Here is a 21,194-nt window from a genome sequence, read left to right as displayed (position 1 = left end):
ATTGAAATGAAAGAGTGGATGACAGGGACTGCTGCTGTTCAGGATCCTGACGGAACCTGGAACAAGGTGCTGCAAACCCAGTGCCCGTTTTGCAGCGTGCAGTGCAAGGCGCAAATTACAATGGAAACAGCGTCCTCGGGGGCTGTATCCTATACCGTCGAAGGGCTGCCTAATGCGGCATCCGGCGGCAGATTGTGCGTAAAGGGACTGAATGCCCACCAGCATGCGCTCCATACTGAACGGCTGCTGCAGCCTCTCATGAGAAAAGAGGGGAAACTGGTCCCTGCCACATGGGAGGAAGCGCTGCAAGCGATCGCGGAACGCTTTTCCGAAGGGGCCGCAGCGTATGGCTCTGACTCTATTGGGGTATATGGCGGCGGATCGCTGACCAATGAAACGGCTTATTTGCTTGGCAAGTTCGCCCGTGTTGGCATCGGAACGAAATACATCGACTATAACGGACGGTTTTGCATGTCGGCAGCCGCCTCGGCAGGCAGCAAAACCTTTGGCATCGACCGCGGTCTGACCTGCAGACTGGCCGATATTCCGCTGGCCCGCTGCATTATATTGGCAGGCACCAATATCGCGGAATGCCAGCCGACCTTGATGCCTTATTTTAATGAAGCGAAGGAAAAAGGGGCGTTCATTATTGTCATTGATCCGCGCGTTACGGCAACGGCCAAAATGGCGGACTTGCATCTGCAAATCAGGCCAGGGACGGACATGATGCTGGCGGACGCCATGCTGAAGATCATGCTTGATGAAGGATGGGGCGATGAAAAGTTTATCCGGGAACGGACGAGCGGTTATGAGGAATTGCGGTCCCGTATGCAGACGGTCGATCTGGCGGAGGCAGCACTGAAATGCGGGGTTGAAGAGGAGTTGATTCGCAAGGCGGCATCCGTCTACGGACAGGCGGAGACCGGCATTATTTTCACGGCAAGGGGCGTGGAGCAGCAGACGGACGGACATCTGGCTGTGAGGGCATTCCTGAATCTGGTGCTGGCGAGCGGCAAAATCGGCCGGGAAGGCTGCGGCTACGGTGCGGTCACCGGTCAGGGCAACGGCCAGGGCGGCAGAGAGCATGGGCAGAAAGCGGACCAGCTGCCAGGCTACAGATCGATCGAAAACGAGGCGGACCGCGCCTATACGGCTTCCGTGTGGGGAGTGGCACCTGAAGATATTCCCGGCAAAGGCGTATCCGCTTATGAAATGATGGAGCTGATGCACCAGGGACAAATCAGGACGCTTTTCCTGATGGGCTCCAATCCCATCGTATCCAATCCGAATGTGAATCTGGTCAAGGAGGCGCTGGAAAAGCTGGATTTTCTGGTGGTGGCGGATATGCTGCTATCCGAAACCGCACGTTTGGCGGACATCGTGCTCCCGGTTACGTCTTATCTGGAGAACACCGGCACGCTCACGAACCTTGAAGGAAGAGTGCTGCTGCGAGAGGCTGCCCTTCCGGCGCCTGGAGACACACGTCAAGATTGGAGCATTCTGTGCGCCGTTGCCGAACGGATTGGCAAAGGAAAGCTGTTCTCTTATTCGTCTTCTGAAGACATTTTCGAGGAATTAAGAGTGGCGAGCAAAGGCGGGGCGGCGGATTATTACGGCATTACGTACGACAGGCTGCGCAAAGAGGAGGGCATCTATTGGCCATGTCCTGCAACGGATCATCCCGGGACGCCGTTTATGTTCTCCGCTGCATTCGCCCATCCTGACAGGAAAGCCGTATTCACATCCCTGCAAAATCCTGTTTCCAAGGAAGCTGTCAGTGAGGAATATCCGCTGATTCTTACCAACGGCAGGGTGCTGGCCCATTATCTCACCGGTGTCCAGACCCGAAGAAGCCCTGCGCTTGCGGCAAGATCAGAGGCAAATTTCGCAGAGATCCATCCGGACACGGCCCGCCGTTACCGGATTGAAGAAGGCCAATGGATCGAGATTGAGTCGGTATGGGGCAGCTTCTCCGTCCGCAGTCGCATTTCCGGCCACATCCGCAAGGATACCATTTTTGTCCCGATGCATTGGGGCGGTGTGCAGAACGTGAACCTTGCAACCACTCCTGCGCTGGACCCATTTTGCAAGATGCCTGGTTTTAAGGTGGCTGCAGTACGGATCCAGCGGGTATATTAATCAGCAGATCAAAGAGTCTTCTCATGCGAGAGGATTTACTCCATCGAAATTAGCTTTTAATTTTAAAAGGCGTATTGGAAATTCCAAACGCCTTTTATCTATTTCCTCGATATTTATTTAAGTGCAGCGGGAAGCTTCACGGCATAAAGCTTGCCTCCGCTCTGAATGTACACCATTCCGTCAGACTGAATGGTAGGACCGAAGCGGCGCGAGCCTGTATGCAAAGTGAAGACGGGTTTTAATGTATTAAGATGAAAAGCGCGGAAAACTCCGTCAGACTGCCCTATAAATACACCTTTGCCGATGATATCCGCTTGCACAGTCGGGTTATCTCCCAGATCATAATTGATCTCCTGTCCGTTTGCCAGCTTGATCGCCACCAAACCGCCGGTATTATAGTTTTTGTAAAACATTTTGCCATCATAAACGGTATATAAAGGCCAGCGGTCCTCATATTGCTGGTTCCACTTTTTCACCGGCTGCTGGTCATTGCTGTATTTCCAGAAATCGTATTTAACCAAAGTTCCTTTCTGAAATATATAAAAGTCATTGCCGTCCAAAAAAGCGGTATTAATGGTTCCACCGGAAGATATGGACCCATCCTTACTTTCTTTATCTGTCCAGCGGTATACGCGCTGTCCCTTGTTCTCTCCGGTCTGCAGACTAAGAACGGCTACCTCAATTTTTCGATTGACCGGATCTTCCATGTGTGGATAGGGGTCACTGATGGAGTAGACCAGACCATCCTTGACGGTAAGCGGGAAACTTTGTCTGAATTGCTCCCACAGCTTTTTGCCTGTCGTAGCGTCATAAGCATTGATCTGAATGGCAGACAAAGCCCCTTGGACAATATAGCTGCGGATTATTACATTTCCGCTTTGCATAATTGCCGCATCACCTGCTGAATATGTGGGATCGGTTTCTGAAACAGTCCATTTGACCTTGCCGGTCGCCGCATCTACGGCAGCAAACTTGAGGCCGGCGGTTACATATACAGTGCCTCCGATCCGCTGGATGCTATCAACGCTGCTTAACTTGAGGGAAGCGGTCCATTTCTTTTGGCCATTCTCATTTAGAGCCGATAGTGTGCCTTTCTGGTTAATCCCGTAAATAGTCCCGTTGCTGTTCAATAGAATAGGCAGCATATCCGATCCGTACTCCCACAGCTTTTTGCCGGTTTTGGCATGAAGAGCGGCCAGTTTGCCTTGCTTGTCCAGGACGATGAGCTTTTCTTGGACAGCAATAACGTTAGTCATAAAAGAAGATTGGGTGTCGAATTCGCTAATTCCGTAAGTCCAGGTCGGTTTTAGCACAGGGGATTTGATTTCATCTTGAAAAGGGGTGCTGATGCTGACAGAAGCTTGCTGCGCATTCACAACAGGGGCAGTTGCTCCGCTTATTTCCACAAGCAACAGAGCGGTTGCCAGACATGCGACGGTCTTATGTCGCGTTAATTTTGTTCTCATCCTTTAGAACTCCTTTGCGATGTAAATTTATGTATGAGTTAGACGTGAGCGAACATGAAAAGTTGCTTTGAAGCTGTGATCTCACGTTTTTTCTTGCCGTTGTACTGGACTGTGAGCGGCGCATCTCTTGACCTTTCAGCAACCAGGCCCATCCCAAGATTAGCAAAAATAAATCTGTGATATAATAATGACCAGCAATGCGAAATGGACTAACGGGCGGGGATACATGTGAAATTGGAGCGATTGGTCTCTATCATCTACAAACTGCTGAATCACGAAGTTGTGTCTGCCTCCGTGCTGGCTGAGCAGTTTCAAGTTTCCCAAAGAACCATCTATCGGGATATCGATGTAATCTGTGCTGCGGGCTTCCCGGTCGTATCGTATCAGGGAATTAAAGGCGGGTATGGCATAATGGATGGGTATAAAATGGATAAAAGCCTGCTCGGTTCTTATGATGTCAATTCCCTGATTACCGTGCTCCACAGCCTCTCCACCGTATTTGAAGACGAGCGTGCGCAAGGAACCATTGAACGACTGCAAACGATTGAAACGGAGTATCAGACCTCAAGTCTATCGGTGGACCTTGAAACTCACCGGACGGCTCCCGAAGCGCTTCGTCAATTGCGTGCAAGCATTTTGGAGCGAAAGATCGTCCGCTTTGATTATATTAATGCAAAAAATGAACGTACGACCCGTGACATGGAACCGTTGCGGCTTCATTTTAAATATCGCAATTGGTATGTTTACGGGTTTTGCCGAACACGACGGGATTATCGGGAGTTCCGGCTATCCCGGATGTTGAACTTGTTCCTGACCCAGGAAACCTTCGGGCCGCATCACGAGCTGCCGGAAGAGGCTGCTTCTTCAGACAAGGGATGGCAAGGTCAGTTGCAGGATGTGGTCATCCGGGTGGGGCAGGAGGCTTTGGCGGAAGTGATCGACCAGTTTCCTCAGGCAGAGAAGCAATTTCATGCCGATGGAAGCATGACGATGCGAATCCCTGTTTATCAGCCATTGCAAGCACGATGGCTTTGGACCATTCTGCTGGGTTTTGGCAGTGGTGCCGAAGTCCTCGAACCCCCTGCACTGCGAGGCATCTTAAAAGAACAGCTTCAAAAGACACTCAAACTTTATGAGGAAGTATGACAGGCTACTGTCATGCTTCTTTGCATATACTAACAACAGATGCAATAACAAATCTATGAAAATACTTTTAGAAAGGAGAATGTATTGTATCTTATGGAAATTGAAAATCTGATTACAGTAAAATCGAGAGAAGATTTGAGGAATTGGCTACAGGAGAATGGCAAAACCGAAAAATTTTGTTGGGTTGTCGTGAGTATGACGCCAGCCCCCAATACGTTGTTATATTTGGACGCGGTTGAAGAAGCTTTGTGCTTTGGATGGATTGATGGAGTCAAAAAGAAAATATCTGACACAGAGTTGGCGCAGAGGCTGTCTCCCAGAAGCCCAAAAAGTTCATGGACTGAATTGAATAAAGAACGTGTCCGCCGTCTCGAAAAGCTGGGGTTCATGAGCGATGAAGGAAGAAAGGTGCTTCCTGATATGGGCCACGATTCTTTTAAAATAGATCCGATTATAGAGGAAAGGCTAAAGGAAGACAGGCAAGTATATGAGAATTTTTTGGCATTTCCAGCTCTTTATCAAAGAATTCGGATCGACACGATACAAAGCATTAAAAATCAGCCGGATTTATTTGAGAGCAGATTAGACAAATTTATAACAAATACGAAAGAAAATAAAATGTACGGTCAATGGCATGATCATGGGCGCCTGCTGGATTATTAAGATACGCTAATCTGCTGGTTCTCTTGACCTTTCACGCTGGTGGGCTAATATATATAGAAGATTATGTTATTCGCTTGATCTTAACAGGATATGAATCTGCGGGGAGGATCCGGGATGAATGTAATTGTTGAACGCGTGGAATGGGGTTCGCCCGAATATGAGCAGGGGCTTGAATTGAGAGACCGGGTGCTGAGACAACCGCTCGGGCTTAGCATTCAGGATGATCCTACCCATCAGGAGAACGGGGATTATCATTTTCGTGCGGTTGCGGATGGACATACGGCAGGCGTGCTTCTTCTGAGAAAATTGGAAAACAGTCGACTGCAAATGAAGCAGGTAGCCGTGGATGAGGCCGTACAGGGGCAAAGTATCGGGAGAAGAATGGTAGAGTTTGCCGAGCAGACCGCCCTGGAGCTGGGATTTTGCGAAATCCTGCTGCATGCCCGCCTGACGGCGGTGCCTTTTTACGAGAAGCTCGGTTACGTCAAAGAGGGGGACTTGTTTGCAGAAGTGGGAATTCCCCATTTTCATATGATCAAAGATTTACGCAGGCAGGGGCAATAATGTTTAAGTAAATTTCAATTGCCATATACTGCTGACAACCATCCAATGTTATAATGATTTGGAATACATAACCAAGAAGATGGTGGATTCGGGCAAACTGCAGGTTTGTGGAATGGATATATACAGGAGGAAAGACTATGGATGAAATGACCCGGATGATGAAGGAGCTAACGGAAACGGACGGAGTTTCGGGCTTTGAAGGCAATGTCAAGGATAAAATGCTGGAGTATTTGCAGCCGTTGACAGAAGAGATCGTTAAGGATCGTCTCGGCAGCGTGCTGGGTAAAAAAACAGGGGACTCCACTGGGCCCAAGGTCCTTTTGGCCGGACATCTGGATGAAATCGGCTTTCTGGTAACCGCCATTACGCCGAAGGGTTTTCTGCGCTTCCAGCAGCTTGGCGGCTGGTGGCCGCATTCGGTGCTTTCCCAACGGGTGAAGGTAAAGACGCGCAAAGGAGATTACATAGGAATTGTCGGCTCCAAGCCACCGCATATTCTGGACAAGGCCGAGCGGGAGAAGGTCGTTCCGCTTAAGAACATGTACATTGATATCGGGGCTAAGGATGCAGAGGATGCCAAAGCGATGGGCGTGCGTCCAGGAGACTGGATTGTGCCTGTATCGGAATTTATGACCATGCGCAATGATGAGCTGTGGGTTGGCAAAGCACTCGATAACCGCGCCGGCTGCGCGCTGGCTGTGGAAGTGCTGAAAAGGCTGCAAAATGACAGCCATCCCAACATCATCTACGCCGGGGCTACAGTACAGGAGGAAGTAGGGCTGCGCGGCGCCGTGACGGTGGCCAACGCGGTTCAGCCCGATATCGCCTTTGCGCTGGACGTGGGTGTAGCTTACGATACACCAGGCAATGAGTCCCAGCATACGGTGTCCAATATAGGGGAAGGCCCGCTGGTGCTGCTATTTGACGCCAGCATGATTCCTCATACCGGCCTGCGTGATCTGGTAATGGATACGGCTGAGGAACTGAGCATTCCGGTTCAGGTTGATGTCATGCCGGGCGGAGGGACAGACGGCGGGAAATTTCATATCAGCGGCATCGGTTGTCCAACCTTGTCCGTCGGCTTTCCCGTACGGTACATCCATTCTCATAATGGAGTGATGTCCAGGCAGGATTTTGATCAGGCTGCGGCACTGCTGACTGCGGTCATCAAGAAGCTCGACCGTGACAAAGTGAATGAGTTGTTTGGCTGAGTTTTGACACAAAATACAAAATCATGTATACTTATTACTAATTGCGAACAGAAAATAGCATATGCTTTAAACCGGAGGAGCCTGCCAACAGCGGGCTCTTTTTGCGTTTTTTTTGGAAATTTAGGTCGAAATGATGAGATTTATGGAAAAGCTGTTTTTAGTCGCAAATGTTTTAAGAGGAGGAGAGAAACTTGTCTTTGCTGCATGCAGCCATCCTGCTGCCCTTCATCTTTGCCGCAGCCATCCCGCTTGCGCAGCGGCTGGCTCGCCGCGTGCATGCCGGCTGGTTCGTTCTTCCGGTCCCGGTTCTGCTGTTTGTGTATTTTCTGGGTCGTCTGCCTGATGTACAAAATGGCGGGCAGAGCATCTCGGTCCTGCCGTGGATGCCGTCGCTGGGAGTCGACTTTGCCGTCAGGCTGGACGGTCTGGGTTTGCTATTCGCTCTGCTCATTAGTGGGATCGGCTCTCTGGTAGTTCTGTATTCATTATTTTATCTCGATAAAAACAAAGAAGCGGTTCACCGCTTTTACGTGTACCTGCTCATGTTTATGGGTGCCATGCTGGGCGTGGTCTTGTCTGACAACCTGATGGTTCTGTACGGCTTTTGGGAGTTGACGAGCGTATCGTCGTTTCTTCTGATCGCCTTCTGGCATCACAGGGAAAGATCATTATACGGGGCCTTGAAGTCCATGCTGATTACGGTGTTCGGCGGGCTTGCCTTGTTCAGTGGCTTTATCCTTCTTTATGTAATGACCGGAACATTTAGTGTCAGCGAGATTATGGGGCAGGCGGGACAGTTGGCTGATCATTCGCTGCTGGTGCCTGCCATGCTGCTGATTCTGATCGGCGCATTCACGAAATCTGCCCAGTTTCCGTTTCACATCTGGCTGCCGGATGCGATGGAGGCACCGACGCCGGTCAGCGCTTATCTCCATTCCGCCACGATGGTGAAGGCGGGCATTTATCTGGTTGCGCGTTTGAGTCCCCTGTTTGCTGGCTTGGCAGGCTGGTTCTGGCTGGTTACCGGATTTGGTCTTCTGACCCTTATCTATGCTTCTTACCGGGCGCTAAAGCAGACCGATTTGAAAGCCATGCTGGCGTTTTCTACCGTCAGTCAGCTTGGCTTGATTATGAGCTTGCTGGGCATCGGTTCTGCCGCTGCGTTTTATACGGGAGAGGAAGCTCTCTTTTATACCAAGGCAACAACGGCGGCCATCTTTCACCTGATCAATCATGCGATATTTAAAGGCGCTCTGTTCATGGTGGTCGGCAATGTGGATCATGAAGCAGGCACGAGGGATATCCGTAAGCTCGGCGGGCTGATGGCGCTTATGCCTGTGACCTTCACAGTCGCTCTGATCGGCACATTTTCCATGGCAGGACTACCGCCGTTTAACGGTTTTCTCAGTAAAGAAATGTTTTTCACCGGTGTGCTGAGTGTCATGGAATTGGAGTTATGGAATTTGCAGACCTGGGGGGCACTCATCCCTGTAGTCGCCTGGGTTGCCAGCATTTTTACCTTCGTGTACAGCATGCTGCTTGTGTTCAAGACTTTTACCGGCAAGCTGAAACCAGAGGGACTTGAGCGGAAGCCTCATGAAGCGCCGCTCGGCATGCTGATCCCGCCTGTAGTGCTTGGTTCGCTCGCTGTTGTATTGGGTCTGTTCCCGAATTTGCTGTCTCAATCGCTGATCGAACCGGCCATGTCAGCCGTTCATCCGAATGTGCTTGCGGCAGGTGAATCGTTTCATGTGCATATTTCCTTCTGGCACGGCTGGACGGCGGAGATCTTCATGACCATCGGGGTGGTGCTGCTTGGCATCGTGCTGTACAGGCTGCATGGACGGGCACGCGTGCTCAACCAGCCGCTTACTGAGCGGATCAGCATCAATCAGGTATATGATTCGGGCTTGAAGCTGCTGGATAGAGGCGCGCTTAAAGTAACGAGGACTTATATGACCGGATCTGTCCGCCACTACCTGCTGTATATTTTTTCGTTTTTGATCGCTGCTTTACTGATCGCATTCTACGCGGCGGGCGGGATAAGCCTGAATATGGAAGGCTATGCCCCGATGTCGTTTTATGAGGCTGTTGTGCTGCTTGTGCTTGTGCTGGCGACGCTGGCTGTTCCGTTCGCCACATCGCGTGTCACCTCCATTATTTTGACGGGGGCGGTCGGGTACGCGGTTTCTCTGTTCTTTGTCGTATTCCGGGCACCGGATCTGGCGTTGACCCAAATTATCGTTGAAACGGTATCGGTTGCGCTGTTTCTGCTCTGCTTCTATCATCTGCCCAAGCTGCGCAAGGACCGGTCGTCCCTGAAGTTCAGGCTGCCGAATCTGGTGATCTCCATCGGAGTCGGGGTGGTCATGACCTTGATCGCCCTTGCTGCTAGCGGCAGCCGGGCTTTCGATTCCATTTCGGATTTCTTCCTGGCTGAAAGCTATAACCTGGCCGGTGGACGCAATGTCGTCAATGTCATCCTCGTTGATTTCAGGGGATTTGATACGCTGCTGGAGATTATGGTACTCGGGATTGCCTCTTTGGCGATCTTTGCATTGGTGAAACTGAGTCTGGATGCAGATGCGGATGGATTACAATTCCGAAACAATCGCCCGGGAGCAGGCATGTATCTTGCCAGGAGCAATGACGTTATTCTCCGGACAGCAGCCAGAACAAGCGTTGTATATATCGTGCTGACCTTTGCGTTATATCTGTTTTTTGCGGGACATCATGAGCCAGGGGGAGGCTTCATCGGGGCATTGATGACCTCCGGTGGACTGGTGCTGATGCTGATGGCCTTCGGAATGAAGACGGTGAACCGGCTTATTCCGATTGACTTTAAAAAGCTGATCGCCATCGGGCTTTCGGTTGCTCTCTTGACAGGTATCGGCTCCTTCGTGTTTCAGGTTCCGTTTCTGACGCATACATTCGGTTATTTTCAGCTTCCACTGCTTGGCAAGACGGAGCTGGCTACGGCCGTGCTGTTTGATCTTGGTGTCTATCTGGCCGTCATCGGCGTCACGATGAATATTTTGTATACGATTGTGAGGGATGAGTAGGCATGGAACTATATATGGCTTTGGCAATCGGCGTGTTATTTTCCGTAGGAGTATATATGATCCTCTCCAGAAGCCTGCTGCGGGTCATTCTTGGCACATCCCTGCTGACGCATGGCGTTCACCTGTTGCTGCTCACGATGTCACGGCTGAAGACTGGCGCGCCTCCGCTGCTGGGGGAAGAAGCGCAATCCTATGTGGACCCGCTGCCGCAAGCACTAATTCTTACCTCCATTGTTATCAGCTTTGGTGTGACATCCTTTTTCTTCGTGTTGGCTTACAAGGGTTATCAGAAGCTGGGCACGGACAGCATGGATCAGCTCGGGGAGGAAGATCATGAATAATCTGCTTGTTTTGCCGCTTTTGCTTCCTTTGTGTACGGCGGTTGTACTTGTATTTCTTAAAAATAGCGTTTCAGCCCAGCGGATCATCAGCGCCGTCAGTGTCTTGTTAAATTTAATTGTTGGGGCTGTCATCGTACAGCAGGTTCATGAACAGGGAATTCAGACGCTTCATATGGGGGGCTGGATGCCGCCGTATGGCATTGTGTTTGTGGCAGATATGCTCGCGGCTCTGCTGGTCCTGACGTCGGCGCTTGTCAGTGCAGCCGGTCTGTTTTACGCCTTCGGCACGATCGGAGAGCAGCGTGAGAAGCATTATTTTTATCCTTTTTTTCAATTTCTGCTCGCCGGGGTGAACGGTTCTTTCCTTACCGGGGATATCTTCAACCTGTTCGTCTGCTTTGAGGTGATGCTGATCGCTTCTTATGCGCTGCTCGTTCTGGGAGGAACGAAGCTGCAGATCCGCGAGACTTTAAAATATATACTTGTCAATATTGTGTCGTCCACCCTGTTCGTAGCTTCGGTAGCTTATTTGTACGGTGTGGTAGGCACCCTGAACATGGCGGACTTAAGCTTGCGCATTACAGAAACGGGGCAAGGAGGAATTCTGTCTGTCATTGCGATCCTGTTTCTGATCGTGTTTGGTTTGAAGGCTGGTCTGTTCCTGTTTTTCTGGCTGCCGGGCTCCTACAGTGCCCCTCCGCCGGCAGTTGCTGCGTTGTTCGGTGCGCTGCTGACCAAGGTGGGTTTGTACGCTATCATTCGTACATTTACACTCATTTTTCCGCAGCAGCTCTTTGATATCCAAAGCTGGATCGGCTGGCTGGCGGCAGGCACGATGATTCTGGGGGGCATCGGAGCCGTTGCTTACGGAGATATCCGGCGCATTCTGAATTACAATGTCATCATCGGTGTCGGTTTTATCGCATTCGGCGTGGCCGTCGGGAACGGAGACGCCATGAACGGGACTGTGTATTACCTGGTCCATGACATGATTGCCAAAGCCTTGCTGTTTTTCCTGGGGGGCATGATGATTACGGCTGCGGGTACGGATAAGCTGAGCGAAATGGGCGGCATGATCAAGCGTTATCCCGCAGTGGGCTGGATGTTCCTCATTGTGGCGCTGGCGCTTGTTGGCATTCCGCCGCTCAGTGGATTTCCTGGCAAGCTGCTGATCGTGCGTGGCGGTCTGGGGGAAGGGGAGTACTGGCTGACAGCTATAGGCGTTGCTTCCAGCCTCATCGTGCTTTATTCACTGATCCGTGTGTTCATGAAGGCGTTCTGGGGAGAGGAGAAGAACACCGCTCCTGACGCCGGGAATGATCCCAAAGCCAGAATTTCGTGGAAGCTGGCCTATATCCCGTCGGTTTTCCTGCTGCTGATCGTCTTTATTCTGGGCTTCGCTGCGGAAGGGATCTATTCATACGTTTCCCAGGCGGGAGAGGTGCTGGTACAGCCTTCTCTTTATATTGAAGCCGTATTAAAGGAGTAGTTGAGATGGCCTATCAAATTGGATTGAATATTGCGATTGCGCTGGTATGGACCTTTCTCCACGATGAATGGTCGGCTTCACAGCTTGTGGTGGGGTATCTGATCGGCATGGTGCTCATATGGGCGATTTACCGTGTACGTCCTGACAGGTTTTATATGCAAAAGGTGCTGGCGATTATTTATTTACTGCTGCTGTTTCTGAAAGAACTGTGGGTATCCAGTCTGGCGGTTGTCCGGCAAATTCTTCGCCCCAAGCTGAACATTCGTCCTGGCATTTTCGCCATGACCACAGAACTGGAGACGGATTTTGAAATTACGCTGCTCTCCTGCCTGATCTGTCTGACTCCCGGCACGCTGACGCTGGAGGTGGGGCATGACGGACGGACACTTTATATCCATGCCATGGATATTGAGGATGCGGATGAATTATCCCGCCAGATTAAAAGCACCTTTGAAAAGGCGATTATGGAGGTGACACGGGCATGATGCACGGACTGCTCATTGCTTCGCTGGCTATTATGTCACTGGCAGCGCTTGGCTGCCTGCTGCGGCTGCTGTTGGGTCCTTCCATGGCGGACAGGATCACGGCGCTGGATACGATCGGCATTATCATCCTGTCCATGATTGCCGTGCTCAGCATGCTGCTGGAGACGAAGGCTTTCATGGATATCATTCTGCTATTGGGTATTTTGACGTTTATCGGAACGACCGCTTTTGCGCGATATATAGAAAGGGGCGTCGTGATTGAACATGGAGACGATGATCATCATCGGTGAATGGGTTTGCGGAATCATTGTGCTGGCTGGTTCATTGTTTACCGCGCTCAGCGCCTTCGGATTACTGCGGCTGCCTGACGTGTATTTGCGCTCCCATGCTGCCACGAAGAGCGCCACACTTGGCGTACTGCTTGTACTCTTCGGAGCGTTTCTCTACTTTTGGCTCTATTTGGACCATGTGAGCGTCAAGCTGCTGCTGGGCGTTCTGTTTGTATTTATTACCGGCCCCGTGGCTGGTCACTTGAATGGCAGAGCCGCATATCGTTCCGGCGTTTCACTCTGGGAGCAGAGCGTGCGGGATGATCTAAAGCAAGCTCATGCGAAAGAGAAGACCGAGAGTAAAGCATAAGATATCCAATTAAACCTTTGTAGCTGCTGGTTTACCGGTTTCATGCTGCGAAAGTTAACGCTTGACAGTCAAGCCGCCTGTCGAACGTGGCAGCATGGGAACTCGCTTTTCGGGAGCCTTGCATGATTATCCCGATGGATCAGGTTATGAAACGCTGAAAACCGGGAACCGAAAATCCAGCGACTGGAAACATTTGGTCAGGGGGACGGATTCGTTCAAAAATCGTGCCGATCAAAGCTGACGTTTGATGTGCACGCTTTGCACATTCGAACATGAGGATGCGTCGGAAGCCAGATGACTGCAGTGGGTATGAGCGCAACGCGGGCAGGCAAAGCCGTTCGGTCACTTCATTGCGATCAATGCTTCCATGCATTCCTGTCCGTTGTGATCACGGCTGCTAAAGAATTGAAGTTCTGTTCCCACTTGAGCCACTTTTTTTTCGTATTTCGTATTTCGTATCTCGGTTCTCTTTCCTTCCCCTAAGTCCCCTAAGTCCCCTATATCCCAACCCTCAACCCCCGCATTCTGATCGAAAGGGATAATCATGCAAGGCTATATGAGTCTTCAGGTAACGGACATCAGCATCAAGCGACGGAAGGTTGTAAGGACCTGTATTCGCATCGGTTAGCAGCCGGATAGAGATATGAAAACTATTGAAAATTGAGGGAGTTCCAGTAATGCATAAATGCTATAGAAGGTACCCTTTTCATATTTTATGCATAAAAATAGAAAATTCGTTTTTTGTAATTGACCGGTGGGAAAAAATGCTATATTATCGGTACATATGGAACAGACAGGAGGGAGCAACGTTGGATGATTTGCATTTAGACGGTCTAAAAATTGACTCCTTAGTAGACTTACTTAAAGCAGCGTATATTTTAGAAGATTATGATCATATGATTGAGATTGCTGATAAACTTCTTATATCAGCAGAAAGAGTGTATTCAAAGCGAAAACAATCTTTAGAGTCAGGGAAACGATACGTTTATTTGGATGGAAAGCGCCACATCGTCTATTATTTCGGATTCAGCCAACTAATGAAGGGTATTGCATTGGGAAAGAAGGAATTGTACGAAGAATCATTGGCCTGCATAAAAGACTATGCCGATCTGTCTTGGTTAGACGATGGGAGCAAAGAAGCAGGTGAAGAAATATCCGCCTTTAAAATGTTCGCTAAAGCCAATACATTCTCTGTTTCCCTTCTAGATGGAAAGCAGGAATACCTCGACCCTTATGTTCAATTCCTTAAAGAGTCCAGAGTTGAAGAACTGCTGCCAGGGTTAATGACGATCCTTATTTCAGCAATTAACCACGGTTTTCATGTTGATTCAGTTTTCGATCACTTCAAGGGTAAAATCGGTGAGGCTATCGAGATTTGCAGCAAAAGTGGTGAAGCAATTTACATAACAAAGTTCTTTTATACGCTGTTATCGTATCATTTAAAAATGAAACAACATCATGTTGCATTACATAATGTATTGCAAGCTTTAGAAGCATCTAATAACTTTAAAGATGTAAGTGGATATAAAGTAAATATCTCTGTGAAGGATATCATCGCCATATGTTCCTATGATGGAACAAAGTAAGAATTGTTACCTGATGGGTTAGAACTAACAATAAAATTATGATGTGGCACAATTGTAGATATCAATGGTCACGGTGCAGGACACTAAACCTTGGTTAAATGAAACGACGGGCCCGTCTACACAGACGGGTTTGTTATTGCTCTGAAAATCAAAAAAAGAATATATTTCTAGAAAAAGAAAAAATATATTGAATTTAGAAGAATTTTGGTTTAATATGAATTTCAGATCTACATAACCTTAAAACATCCAAAAAATAAAACAAGAGGTGTTTTAGTATGGATTTTTCAAAAAGAGCTGTACTATTGTCTGCTGCAAGTGTTTTGACTCTGGCGTTGGGAAGTTCGACGGGGGTTGTGACCGCTGCACCAACTACGGGGATTGAAGTTCCGAAGGTTCATGGAGGCATGGTCATCCTAGCAACTGGTCAGGAGGTACACGAGGTTCTTGGTGGGACCAGTCCGACAATGGATTTAACTGTTGATAAAGGTTATGGGCATGTCAAGATTAAAGTTAAGAATACAGGGACATCGAATCTCACTTGGAGCTTGCAGGGTAACGGGAGAGAATATATCGTTAAAACTGTTGGTAAAGGAAGTACATTAACGTGGACTAGTCTTAATTCATTCCCTAATGGGATGCCTTCAGGAAAATACGTAATTCAGTTCAGAGCGAACGGTAACAAAGTTGAAGGCGATGCTTGGGGTACTACTGGTCAGTTCCCATCAGACATTGAATAACCGTCACAAGGGCCGTGAGAGGACAAGAACATATACGCTTACAAGCCGCCTAATTAGGCGGCTTTTTAACGGTTTGCGCACTGTAATGAACCATAATGCATAAATGCTATAGAAGGTACCTTTTTCAAATTTTATGCATAAAAATAGAGACTTCGTTTTTTGTAATTGACCAGTGGGAAAAAATGCTATATTATCGATGTATATGGAACGGATAGGAGGGAGTAGTATTGGATGATTTGCATTTAGACGGTCTAAAAATTGACTCTTTAGTTGATTTACTTAAAGCGGCGTACACTTTGGAAGATTATGATCATATGATTGAGATTGCTGATAAACTTCTTATATCAGCAGAAAGGGTGTACTCAAAGCAAAAACAATCTATGGATTCCGGGAAACGATACGTCAAGGTAGATGGAAAAAGGCATATTGTATACTATTTTGGTTTTAGTCAAATGGCTAAGGGGATTGCATTGCAAAAGAAAGAGAAATATGAAGAATCATTGGCTTGTATAAAAGGTTATGCCGATCTATCTTGGTTACACGATGAAACGGTAGAAGCAGATGAAGAGATATCTGCCTTCAAACGGTTTGCAACATCTAATACATACAGCGTGAATTTACTTGCAGGAAAACAAAAATGGGTTTATATAGAAGATTTCGTATTTCATCTTAAAAATTCAAAAAAAGAAGATTTGATCTCTGGCTTGGTTGTAGTTCTTGATCATGCATTAAAATACAACGTGAATGTCAACTCTATCTTAGCCCAATTTCACGAAGTCATGAAGAATATAATAACAGAGGGTAAGTACTTGAATGCAAAGAGAATGTATCTAACGAAATATTTTCATAGAATGGCTTTATATCTTTTGCGAGAGGGCAACTATAAAGATGCGTTAAATTACACATTAAAAACATTGGAAGAGTCTGATAAATTTAATGATATGGTGAACTACAAAAGAAGCACTGCCCTTTTTGAGGAGCATAGAAATTATGCGAGCAAAGAGCAGCTTCACGATTATCTAAGAATTATCAAGGGAGGAATTGAAGATGAAAAAAGTATTGATTACGGCAGTGTTAGCAATGGGGGTTTTAAGTTTTATCATAGCGCCAGTTTCTGAACAGATAGCAACAACATATGATAATGGTATGGGACATTAGGCCATACGGCATTTTAGCAGTCATGCAGACTACCATAATAAGACACCTTGAGCTTACGTTATGATGACGTTATTGATCAGATACCTTGGAATGGCGGAGACGGTATCCTTCAATGATAAACAACATAAATGTCAAAACTGTCTTCTCTGATGAGCAAATGGGTCTTGACGATATCGAGGTCGTTCTGAAGTGGGGAAAGGTGTTGGTTAAAAAATTGTTCTTCAAATCATAAGGATGGTTGTGGAAGTATTTCTGGGCATTATGTTAATTTATTTTGCAAACTTTACCTTTCTAGGATACCTTTTTATTATATCTGCTATCTCTGATGGGATATTATTTTTAGCCAAACAAAATCCAGAATATCATACTAATTTCTCAACTATCGGGCATTATTCCTATGCCACCTCGCTAGCATATACTTCATTACTTGGGCTTTTATATTATTTTGAAACGATAACAGCACAAACTGCAATATATGGGATAGTATATGGTTTATTTCTTTTATTTCCTATAATAGCACTTATTTTCGTGAAGATAAAATAAAGAAGAGGGTGTCCCAAAAGTAAATTTTTGAACAGCCTCTGCAAAAAAATAGAATGGTATTCGAATGAAATTAAGGAGCTAAGCGCTTTGTTCTCGCTTAGCTCCTTGCTTTATGGCGTCGATGGCGACTTTCTTAAGCAGATTGTGGGCAAGGGAAAGCCACCCGACCTCCAGACTTATTTTTAGTAAGTCTCGAAGCAGGAATCTTTTAAAGCCTCGGCTTTCTGCCGGGCCAGCCGCAGTGATTCGAGCGACCAGGCGGAAGAACGAAAGAAATGGATCATCGACTCGTAATGACGCGGATTCCTTAAGGATATTACGGATTTGCTTGATTGGGTTATTTTGCTATGTGACGTTTTTTCGAAGAGAACTTCTCACTGTCCAGTTGAAGCAGAAAACAGTTTTCAGAAAGAAAACATATTGACAGATTTCATTACGTTAAAGTAACATCAAATTCATGAAAATGAATAAATAAACTGAAAGCAGGAGGAAATATGGCATTCACAGAGTATTATGAGGAGATTTATAGTGTAGCGCGTAATATTTTCGAACATCCGGAGCTAGGCTATAAGGAGAATCGCACCAGCGCGCTGATTGCTGAATTCCTTCGCAAGGTGAATCCGGACATTGTAATGGAATCCTTCAGTACCACCGGGTTGAAAACGTATTTGGGTGAGGGCAAACCGCTCACCATCGGATTCATTGCAGAGCTGGACGCCGTATATGCCCCGACGCATTGGCGTGCCGATCCGGTGACAGGAGCGGCGCATAACTGCGGGCACTACAGTCAGGTCGCCATTGCACTGGCCTTGTACAAGCATTTTTATGAGACAGGGCTGTATAAAGCTTTGGACTATAGAATTGCCTTTATATTTGTGCCTGCCGAGGAGTACCTGGACCTTGAATACCGGCAAAAGCTGCTGGATGAAGGCATGATTTCCTATTTCGGCGGCAAGCCTGAGGCCATGAAGCTGGGTATTTTTGATGATATTGATGTGGGAATATGTGTGCACGCCATGGGCGGAGAATATCCGGTGAGAACGGTGGAGATCAACTGCGACCTGGCCGGATTTTTATACAAAAAGTATACATTCCGGGGCAAAGCCTCGCATGCGGGCTTCGATCCTTTTTCAGGCAAAAATGCGTACAGCATGTCCACATTATTCAACGTTGCGCTGGGGCTGGCGCGTCAGCAAATGAAGGATGCGGAGAAGGTGCGCATGAATCCGATTGTCATGCATTCGGATATGTCCACCAACGTCATCCCTAACCACATTACGGTGGGAACAGATCTGCGCACCCAAACGGTCGAATATATGAAAGAGGCTGCCGCCAAAATGGACGCCGCCGCCGAAGGCAGCGCGATCGCGCTCCAAGGTGAGGTCGAGAGCGCCACGCAGATGGGGTATCTTCCTTTTGTGCAGAACCGTTATCTGTCCACGTTTGTTATGGAGGCATTTGAAGCAAGCGGGGAAATTCAGGACATCCTGAACAACAACGCTATCAGTGCGGCGGGTGATATCGGGGATTTATCGTATATGATTCCCTGTATACAAATCGGCTACAGCGGTTTTTCCGGCACGATTCACGGCGACGACTTCAAGGAAATCGATCCGGAGTTCATTTATGACGTATTTCCGCGTTTTCTGACCGATGTATTCGAGCGCATGAAGGGCCGCATTGACCGTGAGCAGCTTTATCGACGGGACTTTGCCGCTTATGAAGAACTGCTGGCTTCCATTATGAAAACCGAATAGGAGAAGAGACATCAATGAAATTTAAAGCTACATATATATACCTGCTTGCTTTCGTGCTTTTGGTCATTGCCGCGTCAGAGTTTATTGGCATTCAATCCTTTATGGTCGGAAATATCCGCATCAATCTGCTGCCGCTTGTGTTTGCGATTCTGATCACGATGGTACTGGGGGTGCCGGTGTTCCGCAAAGGGCTGCTCAAAAAAATTTACAGTCCCGACAACGTGGGCTTTGCAGGCAAATATCTGATCTTTATCATGCTGCCGCTTATGGCCAGATACGGAGCGGATGTGGCTCCCAAGCTGCAGGACATTTTCAAGGTGGGTTGGGTGTTTCTAATCCAGGAGATCGGCAACCTCGGTACCGTTGTGTTGGGGCTTCCAATAGCCATTTTGCTTGGTCTGAGACGTGAAGCGATCGGGGCGACTCTGGGGTTGGGCCGTGAAGGAGAGTTGGCGTATATTTCGGAGAAGTACACCCTGAATTCTGACGAAGGCCGTGGTGTGCTGTCCCTGTACATCATCGGTACGCTGTTTGGCACTTTGTTCTTCAGCATTATTGCGCCGGTGCTGCACGGTTTGGGCTTTTCCATCGAAGCCTTGGCGATGTCGTCCGGGGTAGGCTCTGCCAGCATGATGACGGCCGCGTCGTCGGCGTTAGTGTCACAGCAGCCGGATATGGCGGAAACAATTAATGCATACGCGGCTGCCAGCCAGCTGCTGACGAGCTTCCTGGGCACGTATACGATGGTATTCCTGGCCGTGCCGCTGCAGCGCATGATGTACAAACTGTTCGTAAGAGGTGGTAACAAGTGAGTAAAGGCTTGAATCAATACGTTAAATATGCACTAATTCTTCTGCTGAGTGTCTCGCTCATTTTGTTTACGGAGCAAATGAAGTTCCTGAAGGCCGGCGAGGGTGGACATGTAACCTGGGGCACGATTAGCGGTCTTGCTGTTCTGTGGCTGTTTTCCTTTATCGGCATTTTAATTTCACAGCTTATGAAAAAACAGCCTCTCAAATTTCTTGCCGAATTCCCGGTGCTGGGCTGGGTATCGATTACGTCCCTTGTATTCTGTCTGATTTCCGATGTGTTTGTTAACGCGATTGCACAGGTGAATTTTCTGTCGATCACGACGCCGATTCTGGCCTTTGCCGGTATTTCCGTTGTGGACCGGCTGGCGGATTTGCGCAAAACCTCCTGGCGGGTCGCCATTGTTGCCATTTTTGTATTTACAGGCACCTACCTGGGCAGCGCGATTCTGTCGGAAATCGGATTGGCACTGTCAAGCAAATAGTCATTTATGTTACCCAAGCGAAGGAGTGTCCGGAAAGGTCTATTGACCTAGGGCACTCCTTTCTTTTGTTGTGCGTTCTGCGAACAAATCATTCCTCCAATTGTTGTTGTTCTCCCCCTTAACCCCTATTTATGGTGTTAATACAGTTATATAAATTATTTATGACGTTATATATGCTGTAGTGTGTTGCGAAATCATTATTTATGACGTATTATATGTTTAAGTTAATTGTTGGAAAGTGGAACAAAGCGGAGGGATCAACATCGAACTAACGCCAAGACAGATGGAAATCGTAAAAATTGTGCAGAAGCATGCCCCGATCACAGGAGAACAGATTGCAGAGATGCTGAAGGTGAGCAGGCCGACACTGCGCTCGGACCTGTCGAAGCTCGTCATTCTGAATTATATCGACGCCAAACCGAAGGTAGGCTACTTCCTCGGCCAGAAGGGCAATACGAGACAGGAAGAAAAGTTCAAGATGCTGCAAAAGAAGGTCGGGGAAATCCACAGTGTTCCAGTCATCGTGAGAGAAATGACAACCATCCAGGATGCGGTGGTGTCGCTGTTCCTCGCCAATGTCGGCAATCTGATCGTTACGGATGAGGAAGGGAACCTGGCGGGAGTAGCTTCAAGAAAGGATCTGCTGAAGGTAACGCTGGGCAACCCGACGGCTGGCTCTATTCCGGTCAGCATGGTTATGACCAGACAGCCCAATGTCGTAACCGTATCCCCGGAGGATACCATCCTGGAGGCGGCGCGCAAAATTATTGCCCACCAAATCGACAGTCTTCCGGTCGTCATACCGTCCGACTCCGAGAAGCCGGGCTTCCACTGGAAGGTCGTAGGCCGGATTACGAAAACAAACATTATTAAAATGCTGCTCGACATGGTTGCCGAGGATTAACGGGAGGAAT

19 protein-coding genes are annotated in these 21,194 nt (G+C 48.1%); 18 read left to right on the top strand and 1 reads right to left on the bottom strand.

The window, feature by feature from the left end; all coding sequences use genetic code 11:
* Window positions 1-18: 18 nt before the first annotated feature.
* Complete coding sequence (nasC, locus tag ACE5LO_RS19080; RefSeq protein ID WP_375521650.1) at window positions 19-2,139, top strand: assimilatory nitrate reductase catalytic subunit NasC; 2,121 nt, start codon at window positions 19-21, stop codon at window positions 2,137-2,139.
* 113 nt (window positions 2,140-2,252) lie between these two features.
* Here nasC and ACE5LO_RS19075 read toward each other — a convergent pair whose 3' ends face one another.
* The gene (locus ACE5LO_RS19075) at window positions 2,253-3,605 is read right to left on the bottom strand and encodes an outer membrane protein assembly factor BamB family protein (RefSeq protein WP_375521589.1); all 1,353 of its coding nucleotides are present in this window, start codon (window positions 3,603-3,605) and stop codon (window positions 2,253-2,255) included.
* A 228-nt stretch (window positions 3,606-3,833) separates the two neighbouring features.
* Here ACE5LO_RS19075 and ACE5LO_RS19070 point away from each other — a divergent pair, with 228 nt between their 5' ends.
* The 17 genes from ACE5LO_RS19070 (at window position 3,834) to ACE5LO_RS18990 (ending at window position 21,184) form a co-directional block, all read left to right on the top strand.
* Window positions 3,834-4,751, top strand: a complete 918-nt coding sequence (locus tag ACE5LO_RS19070; protein ID WP_375521588.1) for a helix-turn-helix transcriptional regulator — start codon at window positions 3,834-3,836, stop codon at window positions 4,749-4,751.
* Between the two features lie 93 nt (window positions 4,752-4,844).
* A complete protein-coding gene (locus ACE5LO_RS19065; RefSeq protein WP_375521587.1) occupies window positions 4,845-5,414 on the top strand; it encodes a YdeI/OmpD-associated family protein in 570 nt (189 codons plus the stop codon).
* Window positions 5,415-5,528: 114 nt separating this feature from the next.
* Window positions 5,529-5,978 (top strand): GNAT family N-acetyltransferase, encoded by a 450-nt coding sequence (locus ACE5LO_RS19060; protein ID WP_375521586.1) that lies wholly within the window; start codon window positions 5,529-5,531, stop codon window positions 5,976-5,978.
* Window positions 5,979-6,115: 137 nt separating this feature from the next.
* On the top strand, window positions 6,116-7,189 hold the full coding sequence (locus ACE5LO_RS19055) for a M42 family metallopeptidase (RefSeq protein ID WP_375521585.1): 1,074 nt from the start codon (window positions 6,116-6,118) through the stop codon (window positions 7,187-7,189).
* A 191-nt stretch (window positions 7,190-7,380) separates the two neighbouring features.
* Window positions 7,381-10,251: a Na+/H+ antiporter subunit A gene (locus ACE5LO_RS19050; RefSeq protein ID WP_375521584.1), complete on the top strand. Its 2,871-nt coding sequence runs from the start codon at window positions 7,381-7,383 to the stop codon at window positions 10,249-10,251.
* A gap of 2 nt (window positions 10,252-10,253) precedes the next feature.
* Window positions 10,254-10,592, top strand: a complete 339-nt coding sequence (locus ACE5LO_RS19045) for a Na(+)/H(+) antiporter subunit C (protein WP_375353432.1) — start codon at window positions 10,254-10,256, stop codon at window positions 10,590-10,592.
* Complete coding sequence (locus ACE5LO_RS19040) at window positions 10,585-12,081, top strand: Na+/H+ antiporter subunit D (protein ID WP_375521583.1); 1,497 nt, start codon at window positions 10,585-10,587, stop codon at window positions 12,079-12,081. Before ACE5LO_RS19045 ends, ACE5LO_RS19040 begins: the two co-directional genes overlap by 8 nt.
* Window positions 12,082-12,086: 5 nt before the next feature.
* The gene (locus ACE5LO_RS19035) at window positions 12,087-12,566 is read left to right on the top strand and encodes a Na+/H+ antiporter subunit E (RefSeq protein ID WP_375521582.1); all 480 of its coding nucleotides are present in this window, start codon (window positions 12,087-12,089) and stop codon (window positions 12,564-12,566) included.
* Window positions 12,563-12,856, top strand: coding sequence for a Na(+)/H(+) antiporter subunit F1 (locus tag ACE5LO_RS19030; RefSeq protein ID WP_375521581.1), 294 nt, complete (start codon window positions 12,563-12,565; stop codon window positions 12,854-12,856). Before ACE5LO_RS19035 ends, ACE5LO_RS19030 begins: the two co-directional genes overlap by 4 nt.
* Window positions 12,831-13,205 (top strand): monovalent cation/H(+) antiporter subunit G, encoded by a 375-nt coding sequence (gene mnhG / locus ACE5LO_RS19025; RefSeq protein ID WP_375521649.1) that lies wholly within the window; start codon window positions 12,831-12,833, stop codon window positions 13,203-13,205. Before ACE5LO_RS19030 ends, mnhG begins: the two co-directional genes overlap by 26 nt.
* Window positions 13,206-14,014: 809 nt before the next feature.
* Window positions 14,015-14,791, top strand: a complete 777-nt coding sequence (locus ACE5LO_RS19020) for a hypothetical protein (protein WP_375521580.1) — start codon at window positions 14,015-14,017, stop codon at window positions 14,789-14,791.
* Window positions 14,792-15,066: 275 nt separating this feature from the next.
* Window positions 15,067-15,528 (top strand): hypothetical protein, encoded by a 462-nt coding sequence (locus ACE5LO_RS19015; protein ID WP_375521579.1) that lies wholly within the window; start codon window positions 15,067-15,069, stop codon window positions 15,526-15,528.
* Window positions 15,529-15,755: 227 nt separating this feature from the next.
* Entirely contained in the window at window positions 15,756-16,646 is an 891-nt protein-coding gene (locus tag ACE5LO_RS19010; RefSeq protein ID WP_375521578.1) for a hypothetical protein, read from the top strand.
* A 1,077-nt stretch (window positions 16,647-17,723) separates the two neighbouring features.
* Window positions 17,724-18,986, top strand: coding sequence for a M20/M25/M40 family metallo-hydrolase (locus ACE5LO_RS19005; RefSeq protein ID WP_375521577.1), 1,263 nt, complete (start codon window positions 17,724-17,726; stop codon window positions 18,984-18,986).
* A gap of 14 nt (window positions 18,987-19,000) precedes the next feature.
* The gene (locus tag ACE5LO_RS19000; RefSeq protein ID WP_375521576.1) at window positions 19,001-19,798 is read left to right on the top strand and encodes a DUF3100 domain-containing protein; all 798 of its coding nucleotides are present in this window, start codon (window positions 19,001-19,003) and stop codon (window positions 19,796-19,798) included.
* Entirely contained in the window at window positions 19,795-20,280 is a 486-nt protein-coding gene (locus ACE5LO_RS18995) for a hypothetical protein (protein WP_375521575.1), read from the top strand. The genes ACE5LO_RS19000 and ACE5LO_RS18995 overlap by 4 nt, the downstream gene beginning before the upstream one ends.
* A gap of 283 nt (window positions 20,281-20,563) precedes the next feature.
* Window positions 20,564-21,184 carry a helix-turn-helix transcriptional regulator gene (locus ACE5LO_RS18990; protein ID WP_375521648.1) on the top strand — a complete coding sequence of 207 codons (621 nt, stop codon included), beginning with the start codon at window positions 20,564-20,566 and terminating at the stop codon, window positions 21,182-21,184.
* The last annotated feature ends 10 nt before the right edge of the window (window positions 21,185-21,194 follow it).

The sequence above is a fragment of the Paenibacillus medicaginis genome (assembly GCF_042138635.1).
Classification (GTDB): domain Bacteria; phylum Bacillota; class Bacilli; order Paenibacillales; family Paenibacillaceae; genus Paenibacillus; species Paenibacillus medicaginis.
The sequence above is the reverse complement of the archived record's forward strand: the minus strand, read 5'-3'. Positions and strand labels throughout refer to the sequence as shown.